The organism is Terribacillus saccharophilus, assembly GCF_046592595.1.
Classification (GTDB): domain Bacteria; phylum Bacillota; class Bacilli; order Bacillales; family Amphibacillaceae; genus Terribacillus; species Terribacillus saccharophilus_C.
This window is the reverse complement of sequence record NZ_JAWVPF010000003.1, coordinates 354,743-371,372: the sequence shown is the minus strand read 5'-3', so window position 1 is coordinate 371,372 and position 16,630 is coordinate 354,743. Positions and strand designations below refer to the sequence as shown.

Sequence of the window (16,630 nt, the reverse complement as noted above, 5' to 3'; positions counted from 1 at the left end):
GTGCTTTTTATGTTTCAGGAGAGTAAGAGGGGGAAAGTAACCCATGTATACCGTATGTATAAAAAGCAAATTCACAGGAGGTAATAATCATGGCTGAAACAAATAAAATTGAAACGTTCCTTAACGAAAGCGATGCAATTATCCGAGTGAACGAATTGATTACAGCTGGAGTACCAGAAGAAGATATCTCTATCATCGTTGATAAAAAACCTGCTGATAGTATTCTTGATGATAAGCGGGATGTACATTATAAGGAAGCTAATGGTTCCTTCGGTTCGAAACTTTCATCCTTATTCTCAAGTGGCGATCCAGAGGAGAAGGTTCTGAAGAATCTGCAGCTGACAGATGCAGAAAAGGATCGTTACGCAGATGAATTGAAAGCTGGGAAAGTACTGCTATATGCAAAAAATGCCCCAGCGCATACAGCTTCTTCTCAAACAGCAGTTGCTAAGGACCGCAGCGACCACGCAACAGAAGCAGAAAAAGGGATGACAGCTGATGGATTATATGCAGCTGATAAACCGAATGACGGACTGCATGCAGAACCAAATACGAATGATCAAAATGCGAATGAACTGAATAAGACGAGAAGATAACTAGTTTACCTGAATTAATAATTCAATGTTTAACAGAAACACGACCGGGAATAAAAAAAACATGAAACACTTCAAAACAATTTAGGAGGCATACAACATGTTAGCACAAAATAAAATCGAAACCTTCCAAAATGAAAATGATGTGATCGTAAGAGTAAACGAATTGAAATCCAAAGGTATCCAAGAAAACAAAGTAACAGTAATTACAGACAAAAAGCCTGAGTCCTCTATTTTAGCAGACAGACTGAGCGTGAATTATAAGGAAGCGAAAGGCTCCTTTGGCGATAAGGTATCTGCTTTGTTTTCCGGAGATGATCCAGAGGAGAAGGCATTAGAAGATCTTAACTTGAACCAAAAAGAAACTGACCGTTATGTAGATGAATTGAAAAATGGCAAGATCTTATTGTTTGTACATCCATCAGCACAAGATAAATTGCAGGCGGATGCTTCAACAACAAATAAAGATACATTAAGAGCTGATGGAAATCCTGTAACACCTGGCAATGCAACGCCTGGGAACACACCAGCTGGAACTGGCAATACTGCTTTTGCAGATTTAAATAAAGGTAAAACAGATAAGCCTAACGCATCCCAAACCGAACAGATGGAACTTCATGAAGAGGTAGTGGATGTGGATACGAATTCTGTCAAATCCGGAGAAGTAAACATCGATAAACGTACAGTGACAGATAAAGAAGAATTCGATGTTCCTGTTACAAAACAGGAAGTTACGATCGAGCGCCGTCCAGTCAACAAAGTGAATGACCAAGGTAAAACAGATGCTGCTTATACAGAAAAAGATGAGATCCATGTTCCGGTATATGAAGAAAAAGTAGACGTGGATAAGAAAGACGTCATTAAAGAAGAGATTGTCGTCAATAAGAAAGATGTTACAGAAAATGTCCATGTGCGTGAAGATGTAAAACGTGAAGAAGTAGAAATTAAAGACAGCACAAAAAAGAATAATGGTCTAAAATAAATTAAAAACTCACCAGCCTATGCTGGTGAGTTTTCTGTTATTTAACGATTCAAGTCGCTTATTCCGGTGCTATGCTCATTTGGAAGTTCTGGCAATTCAGGTACCGGGAAGCCTGCTGGTGGTTGGGAGACGGAGAACTCTCCGCCATTTCTGCTAGGTACAGTGCCTTGGATAATCTCGGCAATACGGGTTTGATCAAGACGGAAGTTGAATTGGGTATTATGGAAGCCCATATCCACGAATTTTTTACATTCCGGATATTTGTTGATATCATAATTTGGTACTGGCAAGATTCTGCCCCAATCAACACCAAGTGTTTCCAATGCTTTTGCAAAAGCGTTCTGATGCGCATTATCTCTTACAATAAGGAAGGCTAACGTTTCGCGGAAAGTGGCATTAGAACTCATTTCATAAATGCGTGTTTTTTGTAATACACCTGTTGACTCAAGCACAACGTTATTCAGCAGGTCAGCAATCAAGTTACCGTGGTTGTAGACCCATGAGCCATTCCACGGATTTCCTGCAGCGTCAAAAGGAATGGACGATTGTGCACCGATAATATAGTGGTGGGGATTTACGTTTGGTGTTTCTTCAATTGGTCCATCAAGTGGTGCTCCATCAGGCGCAGTGTTTCCTGCTCCGCCTTCACCAGACTCGTCCAGCAAAGCATTAATCGTGTTTTGTACCAACTCCACATGAGCTATCTCCTCAAGGAAGATTCCACGCAGAAGGTCGCGGAATTGTTTTTGTTTCCCGCGGAAGTTAGAGCTTTGGAAGAAGAATTGCATCATTGTACGCATTTCTCCATAATGACCGCCTAGAATCTCCTGTAGAACCTTCGCAGCAGCTGGATCTGGCTTATCCGGTTTGATAATATTGATTAATTCCTCTTTGTAATAATACATTTCTAACACCTCAGCTTCTAGTCGATTTATATCTATTGTTCTTCACAAGAATACGCATTATTCTTTTTTATTTAGGAAAATGGTATTGTTTTTCCTTCACTTATGGAAAATGATGAATCAAAGATGCTATAGTAAAAAGTGTTCATACTTTATTTGAAGCTAGAAATAAGGAGCAGAGAAATGCTATATCAACAGGAATTACATCAGCACTATCTGAAAAATATAGATCAAATAGTAGAGAAGTGGTACGCTGCTGCTGATAAAACGAGCGGCGTATACGCAGTATCGGAACCGGATGCTATTGCACAGCTGAAAGCCCAAAATAGGGGATTTCACGAGCGATTTTGCGAAGTTTTGAATCAGGAATCCGATGTTTCTTGTGATGCATTTGAGGACTGGATCGTTTCTATCGCGAAGGATGACCGGCACTTGAATACACCGATCGATGTGATTATCAATGAATTTTATCGAAATCAGGCATTATATCTAGACGTACTGCGGGACTTTTGCAGAGAAAAAAATGTAGATGCGCAGACAGCTTTGGACTATCATGAAAAAATCACCGATTCTTTCAATCAAGTTATCGTCTGGTTCATCCGTGAAAACGCAAAGCAATCCGAATTTAAATTACAGGCACAGCAGGAGATGATTTTGGAACTGAGCACACCTGTCATTTCGCTGACACCTACTGTGGCTCTGCTGCCGCTTGTTGGAGAAATAGATACAAACCGTGCTCAGTATATGATGGAAAACGTCCTGCATAGCTGCTCCAAGCTCGGAGTCGATCATCTGTTCATTGATATGTCGGGGGTTGTAGTTATTGATACAATGGTAGCTCATAGAATCTTTTCGATCGTCGAATCTTTAAAGCTGCTCGGAGTCGAAACTATTATTTCCGGCATGCGGCCAGAAATTGCGCAAACCTCGACACAGCTGGGTATTCCGTTCAGTCAGCTGAAGACAACACATTCTTTGAAAAATGCAGTAGAGAAAATCATGCTGCAAAAATAACACGATTGAAATAAGAGCTTAATTTAAGCTCTTATTTTTTTCGACAAAAGTCGACTTCCTTCATAATTTCTGCAGAACGTAGTACAATAACATATGTATAGTTCAAACTATCTACTATCGGAGGGGTTACATATGAGTAAAGTAGCAATCATTACAGGGGCAGGAAGCGGCTTAGGTCAGGCTACGGCTGTCCGGCTTGCAGAAGAAGGCGTAAATATCGCAGTGGTTGACGTTAGCGAAAAAGGTGCAAACGAAACTGTTGAGTTAGTGAAACAAGCTGGAGCGGAAGCAATTTTCATCCAAGCAGATGTTTCCAAAGAAGCAGATGTCAAGAATTATGTAGATAAAACTGTCGAGCATTTCGGCACAATCGATTATTTCTTCAACAACGCTGGTATCTCAGGAAGCGGTAAATACTTCCTTGATTCCGATATAGCGGAAATCGAACGCATCGTTGGCATCAATTTGCTGGGCGCTCTTTATGGTGTTCGTTATGTAGCAGAAGTAATGGTGAAAAATGGCGGAGGTTCCATTGTAAATACTAGTTCCAGTGCGGGTGTAATCGGACAGGATTCTGTTGTCACATATGCAGCTACAAAGCATGCCATTGTTGGTATGACAAAAAGCTTGGTTGCAGAATATGCGAAGGATGGTTTGCGCGTAAACGCGATCGCGCCAGGTCCTACAGAAACGAAAATGGTAGCAGAGTTTTATGCAGCCAATCCTAAAATGAAAGAAAATGCGACTGGCGGTATTCCGCAGAAACGTCTTGGTACACCAGAAGAAGTGGCAGAGCTTGTTACTTTCTTGCTTACTTCCAAAGCCCAATACATCAATGGGGAAGTTATCCGCATCGATGGCGGATTTACGAATACAAAATAATTATCATAGAGAAGTCGCCTTGCTTGAAGCAAGGTGATTTTTTTATATAAAAAAACTCCGGAAATGCCTTGCGGCAATCCGGAGTTTTTCAAGCAATTAACGGGAGTAGAACTCTACGATAAGTGCTTCGTTGATTTCAGCTGGAAGCTCAGAACGCTCTGGGTAACGAGAGTAAGTTCCTTGCAAGCTGTTTGCATCGAATGTCATGTAATCTGGAACGAAGTTGTTCGCTTCAACAGATGTAGTGATGATATCAAGTTTAAGTGATTTCTCACGAACACCGATAACTTGACCAGGTTTTACGCGGTAAGATGGGATATCTACGCGTTTACCGTCTACAGTGATGTGACCGTGGCCAACGATCTGACGAGCTTGTCTGCGAGTACGAGCCAAGCCTAGACGGAATACTAGGTTATCAAGACGAGATTCAAGAAGAGTCATGAAGTTCTCACCATGGATACCTTTCATTTTACCAGCTTCCTCGAATGCACGACGGAATTGGCGCTCGTTCATGTTGTACATGTAACGAAGTTTTTGTTTCTCAGCTTGCTGCAAACCGTATTCAGATTGCTTTCTGCGTTGGTTTGGACCGTGTTGTCCTGGTGGGTAAGGGCGTTTGTCAAGCTCTTTACCTGTTCCGCTTAGGGAGATACCAAGACGACGGGATTTTTTCCATAATGGACCTGTATAACGTGCCATGGATAAATTCCACCTTTATTATTTTATTTGCATAAAATAAAAACAGAGTGCGCTCGGTTCACCTGTTGATTATGTTTTCATGTACCATCGCTCCGACAGCAGAGAGTTACACGATACACCTTCTGAAACAAGGAGAAACGAAGATTCGTTTCTTTATACGCCTTGCCAAGAAAGGAACAAAATCAGACAAATGTGAGTTCACATAGGCCGCCATTTATTTTACACAAAGAGTATTATAAGCTTTCCATCTGGTTAAAGTCAAGACAATTAGACAAAGGAAGTATAATGCATATATCAGTAAGCAAAAAGGACTAGGATATTGATTGAGAATTGAGTCTATTATCTTATATAATAGAATAAAACTACCAAATTGTAGGTGAGATGCAGATGGAGCGGCTAACTGACAGCAATCTTGAACAAGCAAAGCTTTATTTCTATCAGCTCCTTGTATCGAGAGAAAGATATAGTTACAGAGAGATACTCGCGCTTATGACCGAAAATATGAAGAAAATCCTGCAAGCAGACAGTGTGGCACTATATTTATATGATGAATGGCAGCAGCGATTAGAGCGCATAAGCTATGCAGGGCCGAGACAGAGTGGATTTCATCCGTCAATCGGTTATATTCCCAAGAAAGTTTGTATGCCGGACATGTTAAGGGAATTTCCGCATGTATTGGATAGAGTCTTACCATTACAGCGTCCGGATGAAGGTATCATCGGATTCCTTTATATTGGGGGAGGCGGAGAGAAGATTCCGGATTGCAGGGAACTGGCTTGGGAAATCGGGAATTGTGTTCACCATCTTATCAGCACTTATCAAGCGAAAGAAGATGAACAGCGTACTGTTCAGTTATATGAAGCAACGACAAATCTGCATGCTTCTATCGACATGCATGATGTCCTTCGAGTACTGATCACGACTTTGCAGCGGACTTATCCGCAATTCGCTTATGCCCTTTTGCTGGCCCAGGACTATCATGGAGATACGGAGCTGCCCATCAAAAATTTGATTTATGACTATTCTGTCCATGAAGCCAGTACGCGGGCATATATGACAGGTGAAGTACAGGTAGAAGCAAGTGCAAAAGGGCAAGCAGTCAATCGGTATGTGCCCCTGAACGGCAAGCAAGGTATTTACGGTGTGTTGCATGTCTCCATTCCGTCAGCTATTGCATACACGAAAGCGGATCATAGTTTTATTACAAAACTAGCCGACTCGGCAGGCAATGCACTTGAGAATGCCCGATTGTATCAGCACTCCAAAAAACTGATCAGTGATTTACAGCTGATTAATGAGACATCAAAGAAAATGAATGCTAACTTGCGTCTATCAGACACAATCACCTTGATGCATCAGCAAATCCGGGATACGTTCGGCGGGGAAGAAATTGGATTCATCCTATACAGAGGAGACCAAGACGCAGGTGATATACTGAATGGCAGCACAGGTTATTTCTTTGAACCAAATTCCCATATCTTCCTGGAATGGATTGCGCAGCATTGTCGGGATGGAAACGGGGAGGCTATGTTTATCAGCAACTTCCAGGAACGATACCCGGATGTGCCGCTTCCTTATCGGTCTTTGCTGGCGATTCCGATGGTAAGGTCGGAACAGTTGCAAGGTGTAGTGCTTGTACTGCATCGAAACCCTAGCTACTTCACCTTTGAATCATTCCGGCTTATTGAATCGCTGGTTCAGCATTCGTCGTTGTCAATTGTCAATTCCATGCTTCGTGAGAAACTTGAGAATTTGGTTATCACGGATTACCTCACGAATCTATTTTCGAGAAGTTACCTGGATGAAAAGATGCGTGAGCATATCAGGGACGATGCACAAGGCGGCTTTATCTTGATTGATGTGGATGACTTTAAAAAAGTGAATGATACATATGGACATAATACCGGCGATTATCTTTTAATCCAAGTGGCCAACCTTATAAAAGATATGCTTGGCCCATCAGATGTAGCAGCAAGGTGGGGCGGAGAAGAGCTGGCGATTTACCTGCCGCATGCGTCTTTCGATCAGACAATAAAGAAAGCAGAAAAAATCGTTCAGAGTGTTGCTGGCTCGACGCGTCCTGCTGTTACTGTTTCATGCGGTGTATCCACATGGACAGAGGAAGACCGTCCGCCGGTGCATAATTTATTCTCCAGAGCGGACCGCAAGCTGTATGATGCAAAACGCCTTGGGAAAAACAGATATTGTATCTAAAAAGACAGCTTCCGCTATACGGAAGCTGTCTTTTTATTTTGTCAAATGCTTGACGAGGACCTCGATGAATTTTTCCAAGTACTTCTGATCTGTTTCGTCGAATCGATTTTTGGAAGGACTATCGATATCGAGCACACCGTAAGATTCGCCATTTACAACGATAGGAACAACAATTTCAGACTGGCTTGCTGCGTCACAAGCGATGTGACCAGGGAATTGATGTACATCTGGCACCAGCTGCGTTTTGTTTTCGGCTACAGCTGTTCCGCATACACCTTTTCCTATTTTGATTCGCACGCATGCAGGAAGACCTTGGAAAGGACCAAGAATCAGTTCTTCTCCTTTATGAAGGTAAAAACCGACCCAGTTCACATCATCCAAAAACTGATTCAAAAGAGCAGAAGCATTTGCAAGGTGGGCGATTTCATCTTCTTCGCCAGTCAGCAAGGCATCTAGCTGTTTAACAAGCAATTCATAGTCCTTTTCTCGGGAACCGCTATAAGCTTTCGTTTCGAACATATTCATTTCCCCCATATAATTTATTTCTGTAATTCGACAGAAGGCGCGAGATTTGGCGAGCGAAAAATGCAGGGATACCTCTTTCGCTGTCGTATACAACAGATAAAGGAGCTGAGAAGATTGAAAAAAAATGACACGAAACAAAAAGTGATGGACGCCGCTTGTCAATTGTTCTACACAAAAGGCTACCATGGGACATCCGTCCGCGATATTGCGGGAAAAGCTTCGGTCAATGTCTCCTTGATCAACTATTATTATAAGAGCAAGCAAGGACTTCTGGAAGCATCCGTCGTGCTGTATTACGAAGAATATCTTGCTGTGCTGGAGAAAACATCCCAAAAACGCGGGCAGGATTCTTCCAGTACCTATCTGAAACAATTAATTGAAGCAATTATACATTATAAACTCTCGCGGAATCAATTCACGGCTTTCATCCAAAGGGAGCTCATGCTGGATTCCGTCTTTGTCAGGGAAATGGCAGTGACGTATTTAGCGAAGGAGAATCATACGCTGAAACAAGCTTTTCGTGATTATTTGGAAGCGAATGGGATACGGGAGAGGGAAGGAGTCTACCTTTATATGCAGCTTTCCGGTATGCTCTCTGCACCGTTCATGATGAACAAAGAAATGAAAGGAATGCTGCTGACAGAGGAGTCGCGCCGCTATTTTTGCAGCATGTACACATCCAGCATCCACCATTGGATCGATACTTTGACAACGGTTTCCTCCGCTGGGCTGCGTGCAGTATCAGCCAATTGATCCAGTACTCAGGGAAAAACATGGAAAATACCAGAGAAATTTGAAAAAATTTAGCCATATTTGCGGTTTACATGGTATCATATTAGTATTAAAAATAGATAACGATTATTAGGGTATTACTCCTTTTTCCCGAGTATTGGTTAGGAGGCTGGACATTGCCGTACATCATCGGAGGAATTATTTTAATCATCGCCCTGATCATCTTGGGCTTGATTATGAGAAAGCGTGTTTATGATGAAGTGGACCGGCTTGAGAGCTGGAAAATGGATATATCGAACCGCAACGTATCAGAAGAATTAGCGAAAGTGAAAGCGTTGAACCTGTCTGGAGAAACACAGGAAAAATTTGAATCGTGGAAGGAACGCTGGGATCATATCGTAACCAAAGAGCTTCCAGATACAGAAGAGGCTCTTTTTGATGCGGAGGAAGGTGCTGACCGCTATCGTTTCAAAAAAGCGAAACAGCATCTGCAGCAAGTGGAAGCGACACTCTCCCAAGTGGAGGATAAGATTGAAGCCATGTTCCGTGAGCTGGATGAACTGCTTGCATCGGAAGAAGAAGCGCGTAAGCAGGCAGAGGCTTTACAGCCTGTGTTGCAAACGCTGAAACGTACGATTTCGCAGCATCGCCATCAATATGGAAAAGCAGATGTGCGTTTTGAGACGGCGATCGCGGAGCAAATCACGCAGCTGGCTACTTATCATTCACTCATTGAATCTGGCAACTACTTCGAAGCGAATCAACTCATAACAGACGTGAAGTTGAAAACTGAATCCTTGCAAGCGGAGATCGAAGCATTCCCACAATTGTACAAGCAGGTGAAGACAGATCTTCCATCGCAAGTCACGGATCTGGTGGGCGGCATTCGTGAAATGAAGCAGGATGGCTACAGGATCCACCATCTTGGTTTTGAGGATGAGCTTAAGGCAGAGAAGGAACGTTTGGAACTTCTCATCAAACAGCTGGAGGCAGGCGAGACAGAAGAAGCGAATTTGGTTATCCCTGCTCTGGAAAGCCGGATTAAAGAAATGTATCAGCTGCTTGAGAATGAAGCTGTTGCCAAGAATTATGTCGATACAAAATTCGAGCAATATGTCCATGCTGTCGAGAAGAAAACAGAGTCCTATATCAAGACAAAAGAAGAAGTCGATTTACTGCGGGAGTCTTATTTCTTCACTGACAATGATGTTGAATTCCATCTGAAGCTTGAAACTAAGATTTCCAGACTCGTCAAACAGCTTGAAACGCTGCAGCAAGAGGTCGATGATGAGCTTGTATCACATGCGAAGCTGAAAGAAGAGCTGGAAGCAGGTTTCCGTGAACTAAGTGCCATAGAAGAAGAACACGAAGCCATCCGCGAAAAGATCAAGACATTGCGTAAAGACGAATTGGAAGCAAAAGAGAAAATTGCTGATATGCGTCAGAAGCTGTACGATGTAAATCGGAAACTCCAAAAGAGCAATATCCCAGGTGTACCGCAGGATGTTTGGCAGATGGTTGAAGAGAGCCAGGAGAAAACCTCCCGCGCGATGGAGGTACTCGAAGCACATCCGCTTGATATGGCTGAGGTCCGTACACATTTGCAGCAGGCAGAGGAAATTTCCAATACAACTATCGAACAAATTGAGCATTTGCTTGAACAAGCTTATTTGGCAGAAGTAGTGATTCAGTACTCAAACCGTTACCGCAGCCAATATCCGATGCTTGCTGCCGAAATGGCAGAATCAGAGAAGCTGTTCCGTGAATATCAATATGAACAAGCCTTGGAGCGGGCTGCACGTGCATTACAAGATATAGAGCCGAAAGCGCTGGAACGCTTGGAAAAACATATCAAGGTTCCCAGCTGATACATAAAGCAATCCCTTGCCACACGCGAGGGATTGCTTTATTTTAGTAAAAGACAGTTTGTACAGAGGGGAGACGGATACATGATCTACTTTGATAATAGTGCAACGACGAAGCCGCACCCTGACGCGCTTGCCAGTTATACAGAGGCCGCAAAAACTTATTTCGCCAACCCTTCTTCTCTGCATCGGTTGGGCGGCAGCGCGGAACAGCTGCTGACTGCATGCCGGAAACAGGCAGCTCAGCTATTACATGTCGGAGAAAATGAGATTCTTTTCACATCCGGCGGAACCGAAGGAAATAACTTAGCGATAAAAGGAACAGCATTTCAGAAAAAACGTTTAGGAAATCATATTATCACGACGACTGTCGAACACCCTTCTGTCTTGGAGACATGTGCGGAGTTAGAGAACCAAGGCTTTAAGGTGACATATGTGGATGTGGATAAATATGGTTATGTCACGGCTGAAAAGATAAAAGAAGCCATAACAGATCAAACCATCCTTGTTAGTGTGATGCATGTGAACAATGAACTTGGTACCATCCAGCCAATTAAAACAATCGGTCAGATGCTTACGGATTATCCTGCTATCACATTCCACGTTGACCATGTGCAAGGAGCCGGAAAAGTGGCACTTGAGATCAAGGAGAGTCATATTCATCTATGTACACTTTCAGCTCATAAATTCCATGGAGTGAAAGGCAGCGGAATTTTATATAAAGCGGCTGATACGCGTATAGCCGCACAGCTATCCGGTGGAGGGCAAGAACAGGCGCTTCGATCTGGAACTGAAAATGTACCAGGGATTACGGCAATGGTCAAAGCGCTGCGCTTGGCGATGGAAGAGCTGCAGTTCCATCCTGCTAAGCTATTTGAACTGAGGGAAAGGCTTTGGGCTGGCTTGGAGAAGATGGACGGCGTAGTCCTCCACTCTCCGCCTGCTGGCGCCCCGCATATTTTAAACTTTTCTGTGCCAGGATTGAAACCGGAAGTATTGGTACATGCTCTAGGAGAAAAGGATATCTATGTATCGACCAAATCAGCTTGCTCATCCAAGAACAGTGATGCGAGTGCCGTGCTGCTTGCTTGCGGAGTACCGGATGCACAAGCAGAATCTGCTATCCGAGTGAGTTTTTCTTACGATAATACACAGCAGGAAGTCGACTACTTCCTTCAGGTTCTGGAGAAGACATTAATACATTTAAAGAAAGTGATGAGGTAAGCTTATGCAGTATGATCATATATTGATACGTTATGGAGAAATGGCACTGAAGGGAAAGAATCGGAAGCATTTCACCAAACAACTGGAATACAACGTGAAAGACCAAATCAGACCTTACCGGAAAGCGAAAGTGGAACGTACACGTGATCGGATGTATATCCATCTTCATGGAGAAGATCATGAACCGATTGTGGAAGCATGCCGGCACATATTCGGCATTCATAGCTTCAGTCTTGCAATCCGGACGGAAAATGAAGAGCTGGCGATCAAGCAAGCTGCATTGCAGCTATTGCTTGATAATCCAGTTGGAACTACGTTTAAAATATCTTGCCGCCGAACGAACAAGCGATTCCCGATAGACTCCCAGGAAATGAATCAGCGCATCGGTGCATATGTGCTTCAGAACAGCGAAGGCTATCCTGTTGATGTAAGGAAACCAGGTGTGGATATCATGGTCGAGATACGCGAGCGCGCAACTTATGTAACTGGCCAAAAAATCAAGGGGCCAGGCGGCTTGCCGGCAGGCAGCTCAGGTAAGACACTTTTGATGCTGTCAGGTGGTATCGACAGTCCTGTAGCAGGGTATCTGGCGATGAAGCGCGGCGTGGAGATAGAAGCAATCCACTTCCATTCGCCTCCTTATACAAATGAACGTGCGAAACAGAAAGTGATCGATTTGGCGCAAACACTATCCAAGTTCGGTGCCAAAGTGAAAATCCATGTTGTTCCATTCACAGATTTACAAGTGAAGGTGCATCAAGAAATACCGTTTGGTTATAGCATGACAGTCATGCGCCGGATGATGCTTCGTATCAGTGAACGAATTGCAGAAAAACACGGCATCATGTCACTTACTTCCGGAGAAAGTCTTGGTCAGGTTGCAAGTCAGACGATGGAAAGTATGTTTGCCATCAACGAAGTGACAAATTATCCAATACTGCGCCCATTGATAACGATGGATAAGTCGGATATTATCGATATTGCAAAACAAATAGATACCTACGAGATTTCAACACGTCCATATGATGACTGCTGTACAGTCTTTGTACCGGAAGCGCCGAAAACAAAGCCTCGTCGTGAAAAGGTCCATTTGTATGAAGGTACCATCGACTTCTCGGCTGAATTCGAGCGAGCTATCGAGGGTACAGAAATCATCACTGCTGTGCCAGATGAAGACAAAGCGCCGTTTGCTGATTTATTGTAAGAACTTCCCATATAAATAATCTGTATGTTACTCTCCTTGTCAGCGCATGCTACATGTACAAGGAGGTGACACAAAATGGCTAACAATAACTCAAGCAACCAGCTAGTAGTACCTCAAGCGCAACAAGCACTAGATCAAATGAAATATGAGATCGCACAAGAATTCGGTGTACAGCTTGGCGGAAGCGAAACTTCTCGTGCCAACGGTTCTGTTGGAGGAGAAATCACAAAACGTCTTGTACGCACAGCACAAGAGCAATTAAGCAGATAATTTCATAAGTATGGCATAAAGGGGCAGCACACGCTGCTCCTTTTCTGTGTAAAAACAGAATGAAATGCTTATCCTATTGCTTAAGGAGGCTGATCAATATGTGGATAGTCATTGGTGTTGTGCTTTGTGTTCTGCTGTTAATAGGAATGGCTCTTGTTGCAAAAGTAACAATACATATTCATTATGATCAAAAGCATTGGAATATCAGGATATTAGTTTTCGGCATTTGTGTTCATAAACGGCAATTCAAACAGCAATCATCCATTGAGCACACATCTGTCGAAGACATAAAGCAGCAATTATCCAATCTTTTTACCGATCTGCAGAGGATTTGGAACAGCATTCCTTATTTACTGCAGATCACAAAAAGCGCAGAACTGCAGCAATTCCGCTGGCATACGACAATTGGATTGTCTGATGCGGCTTCTGTGGGTACGGTGGTTGGTTTGGTGTGGACTGTAAAAGGAATACTCAATCAAGTTATCCGTTCTAATTTCCGAATTAGACAACCCTTTGACATCCAAGTACAGCCGATTTTTCAAACTTCCTTCTTTGATACCAGCTTTCAATGCATAGTGTCCATTCGCCCCGGGAAAGCTATGCAGGCTATCATATCCAATGCCAGAGGAAGATAGGAGGAGAAGTATGGCAGATCATCCGATTCAAGGCTTGATGAAAACTGCAATGGAAAACCTGAAGGAAATGATTGATGTCAATACGATAGTCGGCGATCCGGTAGAAACACCCGACGGCAGCATTATTTTGACTGTATCCCGAGTTGGTTTCGGATTTGCTGCTGGAGGAAGCGAGTTTGACTCAGCTTCTGAAGGAAAGAGTGATCAGAAAGAACTCCCTTTTGGAGGGGGAAGCGGTGGTGGCGTGTCCATCACACCGATAGCCTTTCTTATCGTAGGCCATAAAGGTGTCAAAATGATCCATCTGGATGAACAGACACATTTGTATGAAAAACTGATTGAAGCAGCACCAGCAGCAGTGGAAAAAATCCAAGAAATGCTCAAGCAGAATCCTAAGCAGAAAAAGCAGCAAAAATCGCAGCGATTTGATGATGAGACAATATATTGACTAAAAGACCGCCTGTTGGTGGTTTTTTTAGTTTATAATCCGGCTTTATTCCGCTATAATTTAAAGATACTGAGCTTGAAACGGGAAAGCGAAAAGAGAGAAGGTTATACTTGAAACAGAAGATAAATCTGCGGACGCAGATGACTGCCCTGGTATTCATTGTCGTCATTCTGGCTGTGACGACGACATTTGTCATGATCGGGATTGAGACGAGCAATAATATCAAATCCCAGGAACGGGACCGTGTACTGCAAACTGCAAAGCTGATAGCAGTTGACCCAGTCGTCATGGAAGCGACAGATGAGCAGGATTCCGCTACCCTGCAAAAGTTTACTACGCAGGCAATGGGAATTACGGATGCGGATTTTGTCGTAGTAATGAACATGGATAGCATTCGGCTGAGTCACCCGGACCCGGATGAAATCGGAAAACGATTTGCCGGCGGAGATGAGACGCCGGCGATACAAGGGGAAGAATTTGTCTCTAAGGCAAAAGGAACACTTGGACTAAGCTTGCGGGCATTTGCTCCAGTTTATAATGAACAAGGACAGCAAGTCGGGGTTGTAGCTGTCGGTATAACGATGAATGAACTGAATGAGATCATTCGCAATAATCGATTGCCTTTATATCTGGCTACGATACTGAGTTTATTTATTGGTCTGATCGGTGCTGTGCTGCTGGCTCGGAAAATAAAACAGATTATGCATGGTATGGAACCTGACGAAATCGCTGCTCTTTTGAGTGAACGAATTGCCATGCTGGAATCGATCAAAGACGGCATGTTGGCTGTCGATACGAATGGGAAAATCCAGATGGTCAACAAAGAAGGAAAAAGGTTACTGGAAGAGATGGGGATCAAAGGAGAACTGAAGAACCGTCATGTCGATGATGTGCTCCCTGTTACGAAGCTTCATCAAGTTATCGCATGGAACAAACCTTTGATTGGACGTCAGGTAGAGCATAATGGATTGACGCTCGTCATGAATGAAATCCCTATTCAGATCAAAGGAAAGACTGAAGGAGCAATAGCAACATTTCTTGACCGCACGGAATATAACCATCTTAACGAGAAGCTGACGGATACAATGCTGTACGCGGATGCTCTTAGGGCTCAGACACATGATTTCATGAACAAGCTGCATGTGATCCTTGGTTTATTGGAATTAGAGGATTATGATCAGCTGGAGCGTTATGTGAAGAATGTTGCCGGTAAAGAGAGGTCTGCGACGATTGCGATGATCCATCATCTAAAGAATCCGATCCTTGCTGGTTTCCTGCTAGGGAAGAAAAGCTATATGGCAGAAAACGGTGTCCAGCTGGAAGTGGATTGCAGAGATACAATACCAAATACATCTGAGAAAATGAATCAGATGCTCATTACCATTCTAGGTAATTTAATGAACAATGCAGTGGATGCTGTCGACCAGCAGCCAGAGAAGCGGGTCCAGCTTTCTATGAAATACAATGACGGACAGCTCTTCTTAGAACTGACTGACACAGGAAAAGGGATCAGTGAAGAGCAGCAGCAGAAAATTTTCACACAAGGCTATTCCACAAAAGGAAACGACCGCGGCTTTGGCCTATATCAAGTGGAAGATTATGTGCAGAAGCTGGGCGGATATCTTGTCCTGACAAGTGAGCCGGGCGAAGGAACAACCTTCAGCGTCCAGCTGCCGTATGATACACAGGAGGATGTAACAAATGATTAAAGTACTGATCGTGGAAGACGATCCGATGGTTAGTGAATTGAACAAACGCTACGTCAAACAAATGAGTGGATTTGCAGCCGTCGGAGCTGCTCAGAATTACAAAGAAGCCCTTGACTTCATCCAACAGAACGAAGTCGACCTTCTGCTATTGGATGTATATATGAAAGGTAAGAACGGAATAGAATTGCTGAAAGAAATCCGGAAAAGAGACCAGAAAGTGGATGCTATCATCATTTCGGCGGCAAGTGAGAAGCCGATGATTCGGGAAGCATTACAATTCGGAGCTGTCGATTACTTGATCAAGCCGTTCGAATTCGACCGTTTCCAGAATGCTTTAAGCGGTTATCGCAAGCGTCAGCTTATCTTCAGCAATAAGGAAGAGATGACGCAGCAGGAATTGGACAGCCAGCTTCTGCAGCTGCCTGAGCAGGAACAAATGATGCAGCTGCCAAAAGGTCTTACAAGAAGTACCCTAAAGGTTGTTTGGAACAGTATTCTAACTTTCCGTTATAATTTCTTCACAACAGAGGATATTGCGAATGAAACCGAAATGTCGCAGGTGTCTGTACGGAAGTATTTGAAATTCCTTGAGGATGTGCAACTGCTTGAAGTGGAAATGCATTACGGCAGTATTGGGCGTCCGGTCTTCAAATATCGTGTGAATGCTAATACTTCCCATCATATCAGCCAATATATCTGACAAAAAAAGAAGCCTTCCTATAGGCTTCTTTT

General features: G+C 43.3%; 17 protein-coding genes. 14 read left to right on the top strand and 3 right to left on the bottom strand.

Features of this window, described 5'->3' with window-relative positions; translation table 11 throughout:
* Positions 1–89: 89 nt before the first annotated feature.
* Positions 90–596, top strand: a complete 507-nt coding sequence (locus SFC25_RS06950; RefSeq protein WP_411214561.1) for a general stress protein — start codon at positions 90–92, stop codon at positions 594–596.
* A gap of 97 nt (positions 597–693) precedes the next feature.
* The gene (locus SFC25_RS06945; protein ID WP_411214560.1) at positions 694–1,575 is read left to right on the top strand and encodes a DUF2382 domain-containing protein; all 882 of its coding nucleotides are present in this window, start codon (positions 694–696) and stop codon (positions 1,573–1,575) included.
* A 41-nt stretch (positions 1,576–1,616) separates the two neighbouring features.
* Here SFC25_RS06945 and SFC25_RS06940 read toward each other — a convergent pair whose 3' ends face one another.
* Positions 1,617–2,480, bottom strand: coding sequence for a manganese catalase family protein (locus SFC25_RS06940; protein ID WP_411214559.1), 864 nt, complete (start codon positions 2,478–2,480; stop codon positions 1,617–1,619).
* Positions 2,481–2,660: 180 nt separating this feature from the next.
* Between SFC25_RS06940 and SFC25_RS06935 the strand changes: the two genes are divergently transcribed.
* Together SFC25_RS06935 and SFC25_RS06930 are read left to right on the top strand one after the other, a co-directional pair.
* Positions 2,661–3,491: an STAS domain-containing protein gene (locus SFC25_RS06935; RefSeq protein ID WP_411214558.1), complete on the top strand. Its 831-nt coding sequence runs from the start codon at positions 2,661–2,663 to the stop codon at positions 3,489–3,491.
* Positions 3,492–3,623: 132 nt separating this feature from the next.
* The gene (locus tag SFC25_RS06930; protein ID WP_411214557.1) at positions 3,624–4,373 is read left to right on the top strand and encodes an SDR family NAD(P)-dependent oxidoreductase; all 750 of its coding nucleotides are present in this window, start codon (positions 3,624–3,626) and stop codon (positions 4,371–4,373) included.
* A 96-nt stretch (positions 4,374–4,469) separates the two neighbouring features.
* Here SFC25_RS06930 and rpsD read toward each other — a convergent pair whose 3' ends face one another.
* Positions 4,470–5,072: a 30S ribosomal protein S4 gene (rpsD, locus tag SFC25_RS06925; RefSeq protein WP_411214556.1), complete on the bottom strand. Its 603-nt coding sequence runs from the start codon at positions 5,070–5,072 to the stop codon at positions 4,470–4,472.
* Between the two features lie 387 nt (positions 5,073–5,459).
* Here rpsD and SFC25_RS06920 point away from each other — a divergent pair, with 387 nt between their 5' ends.
* Entirely contained in the window at positions 5,460–7,286 is a 1,827-nt protein-coding gene (locus SFC25_RS06920; RefSeq protein WP_411214555.1) for a sensor domain-containing diguanylate cyclase, read from the top strand.
* 33 nt (positions 7,287–7,319) lie between these two features.
* On the opposite strand, the gene SFC25_RS06915 is transcribed toward SFC25_RS06920, so the two are convergent.
* Positions 7,320–7,805, bottom strand: coding sequence for a GAF domain-containing protein (locus SFC25_RS06915; RefSeq protein WP_411214554.1), 486 nt, complete (start codon positions 7,803–7,805; stop codon positions 7,320–7,322).
* A 120-nt stretch (positions 7,806–7,925) separates the two neighbouring features.
* On the opposite strand from SFC25_RS06915, the gene refZ reads away from it, so the two are divergent.
* The 9 genes from refZ to SFC25_RS06870 all read left to right on the top strand — a co-directional run bounded on the left by refZ (position 7,926) and on the right by SFC25_RS06870 (position 16,598).
* Positions 7,926–8,564: a forespore capture DNA-binding protein RefZ gene (gene refZ, locus SFC25_RS06910; protein WP_411214553.1), complete on the top strand. Its 639-nt coding sequence runs from the start codon at positions 7,926–7,928 to the stop codon at positions 8,562–8,564.
* A 155-nt stretch (positions 8,565–8,719) separates the two neighbouring features.
* Positions 8,720–10,411: a septation ring formation regulator EzrA gene (ezrA, locus tag SFC25_RS06905; protein ID WP_411214552.1), complete on the top strand. Its 1,692-nt coding sequence runs from the start codon at positions 8,720–8,722 to the stop codon at positions 10,409–10,411.
* 81 nt (positions 10,412–10,492) lie between these two features.
* On the top strand, positions 10,493–11,632 hold the full coding sequence (locus SFC25_RS06900) for a cysteine desulfurase family protein (RefSeq protein ID WP_411214551.1): 1,140 nt from the start codon (positions 10,493–10,495) through the stop codon (positions 11,630–11,632).
* Between the two features lie 4 nt (positions 11,633–11,636).
* Positions 11,637–12,836: a tRNA uracil 4-sulfurtransferase ThiI gene (thiI, locus tag SFC25_RS06895; protein ID WP_411214550.1), complete on the top strand. Its 1,200-nt coding sequence runs from the start codon at positions 11,637–11,639 to the stop codon at positions 12,834–12,836.
* Positions 12,837–12,911: 75 nt separating this feature from the next.
* Complete coding sequence (locus SFC25_RS06890) at positions 12,912–13,106, top strand: alpha/beta-type small acid-soluble spore protein (protein ID WP_374077085.1); 195 nt, start codon at positions 12,912–12,914, stop codon at positions 13,104–13,106.
* 98 nt (positions 13,107–13,204) lie between these two features.
* Positions 13,205–13,741, top strand: coding sequence for a DUF2953 domain-containing protein (locus tag SFC25_RS06885; RefSeq protein WP_411214549.1), 537 nt, complete (start codon positions 13,205–13,207; stop codon positions 13,739–13,741).
* 10 nt (positions 13,742–13,751) lie between these two features.
* A complete protein-coding gene (gene ytfJ / locus SFC25_RS06880) occupies positions 13,752–14,189 on the top strand; it encodes a GerW family sporulation protein (protein WP_411214548.1) in 438 nt (145 codons plus the stop codon).
* A gap of 110 nt (positions 14,190–14,299) precedes the next feature.
* Entirely contained in the window at positions 14,300–15,898 is a 1,599-nt protein-coding gene (dcuS, locus tag SFC25_RS06875) for a DcuS/MalK family sensor histidine kinase (RefSeq protein ID WP_411214547.1), read from the top strand.
* The gene (locus tag SFC25_RS06870; protein ID WP_411214546.1) at positions 15,891–16,598 is read left to right on the top strand and encodes a response regulator; all 708 of its coding nucleotides are present in this window, start codon (positions 15,891–15,893) and stop codon (positions 16,596–16,598) included. The genes dcuS and SFC25_RS06870 overlap by 8 nt, the downstream gene beginning before the upstream one ends.
* Positions 16,599–16,630: the final 32 nt, after the last annotated feature.

What these genes read in the sequence shown, in the direction of transcription:
- SFC25_RS06885 (WP_411214549.1), top strand. Translation starts at nt 13,205, where the DNA reads ATGTGGATAGTCATTGGTGTTGTGCTTTGTGTTCTGCTGTTAATAGGA.
- SFC25_RS06935 (WP_411214558.1), top strand. Translation starts at nt 2,661, where the DNA reads ATGCTATATCAACAGGAATTACATCAGCACTATCTGAAAAATATAGAT.
- SFC25_RS06940 (WP_411214559.1), bottom strand. Translation starts at nt 2,480, where the DNA reads ATGTATTATTACAAAGAGGAATTAATCAATATTATCAAACCGGATAAG.
- SFC25_RS06920 (WP_411214555.1), top strand. Translation starts at nt 5,460, where the DNA reads ATGGAGCGGCTAACTGACAGCAATCTTGAACAAGCAAAGCTTTATTTC.
- SFC25_RS06930 (WP_411214557.1), top strand. Translation starts at nt 3,624, where the DNA reads ATGAGTAAAGTAGCAATCATTACAGGGGCAGGAAGCGGCTTAGGTCAG.
- SFC25_RS06890 (WP_374077085.1), top strand. Translation starts at nt 12,912, where the DNA reads ATGGCTAACAATAACTCAAGCAACCAGCTAGTAGTACCTCAAGCGCAA.
- ytfJ (WP_411214548.1), top strand. Translation starts at nt 13,752, where the DNA reads ATGGCAGATCATCCGATTCAAGGCTTGATGAAAACTGCAATGGAAAAC.
- SFC25_RS06915 (WP_411214554.1), bottom strand. Translation starts at nt 7,805, where the DNA reads ATGTTCGAAACGAAAGCTTATAGCGGTTCCCGAGAAAAGGACTATGAA.
- SFC25_RS06870 (WP_411214546.1), top strand. Translation starts at nt 15,891, where the DNA reads ATGATTAAAGTACTGATCGTGGAAGACGATCCGATGGTTAGTGAATTG.
- SFC25_RS06900 (WP_411214551.1), top strand. Translation starts at nt 10,493, where the DNA reads ATGATCTACTTTGATAATAGTGCAACGACGAAGCCGCACCCTGACGCG.
- SFC25_RS06945 (WP_411214560.1), top strand. Translation starts at nt 694, where the DNA reads ATGTTAGCACAAAATAAAATCGAAACCTTCCAAAATGAAAATGATGTG.
- thiI (WP_411214550.1), top strand. Translation starts at nt 11,637, where the DNA reads ATGCAGTATGATCATATATTGATACGTTATGGAGAAATGGCACTGAAG.
- SFC25_RS06950 (WP_411214561.1), top strand. Translation starts at nt 90, where the DNA reads ATGGCTGAAACAAATAAAATTGAAACGTTCCTTAACGAAAGCGATGCA.
- rpsD (WP_411214556.1), bottom strand. Translation starts at nt 5,072, where the DNA reads ATGGCACGTTATACAGGTCCATTATGGAAAAAATCCCGTCGTCTTGGT.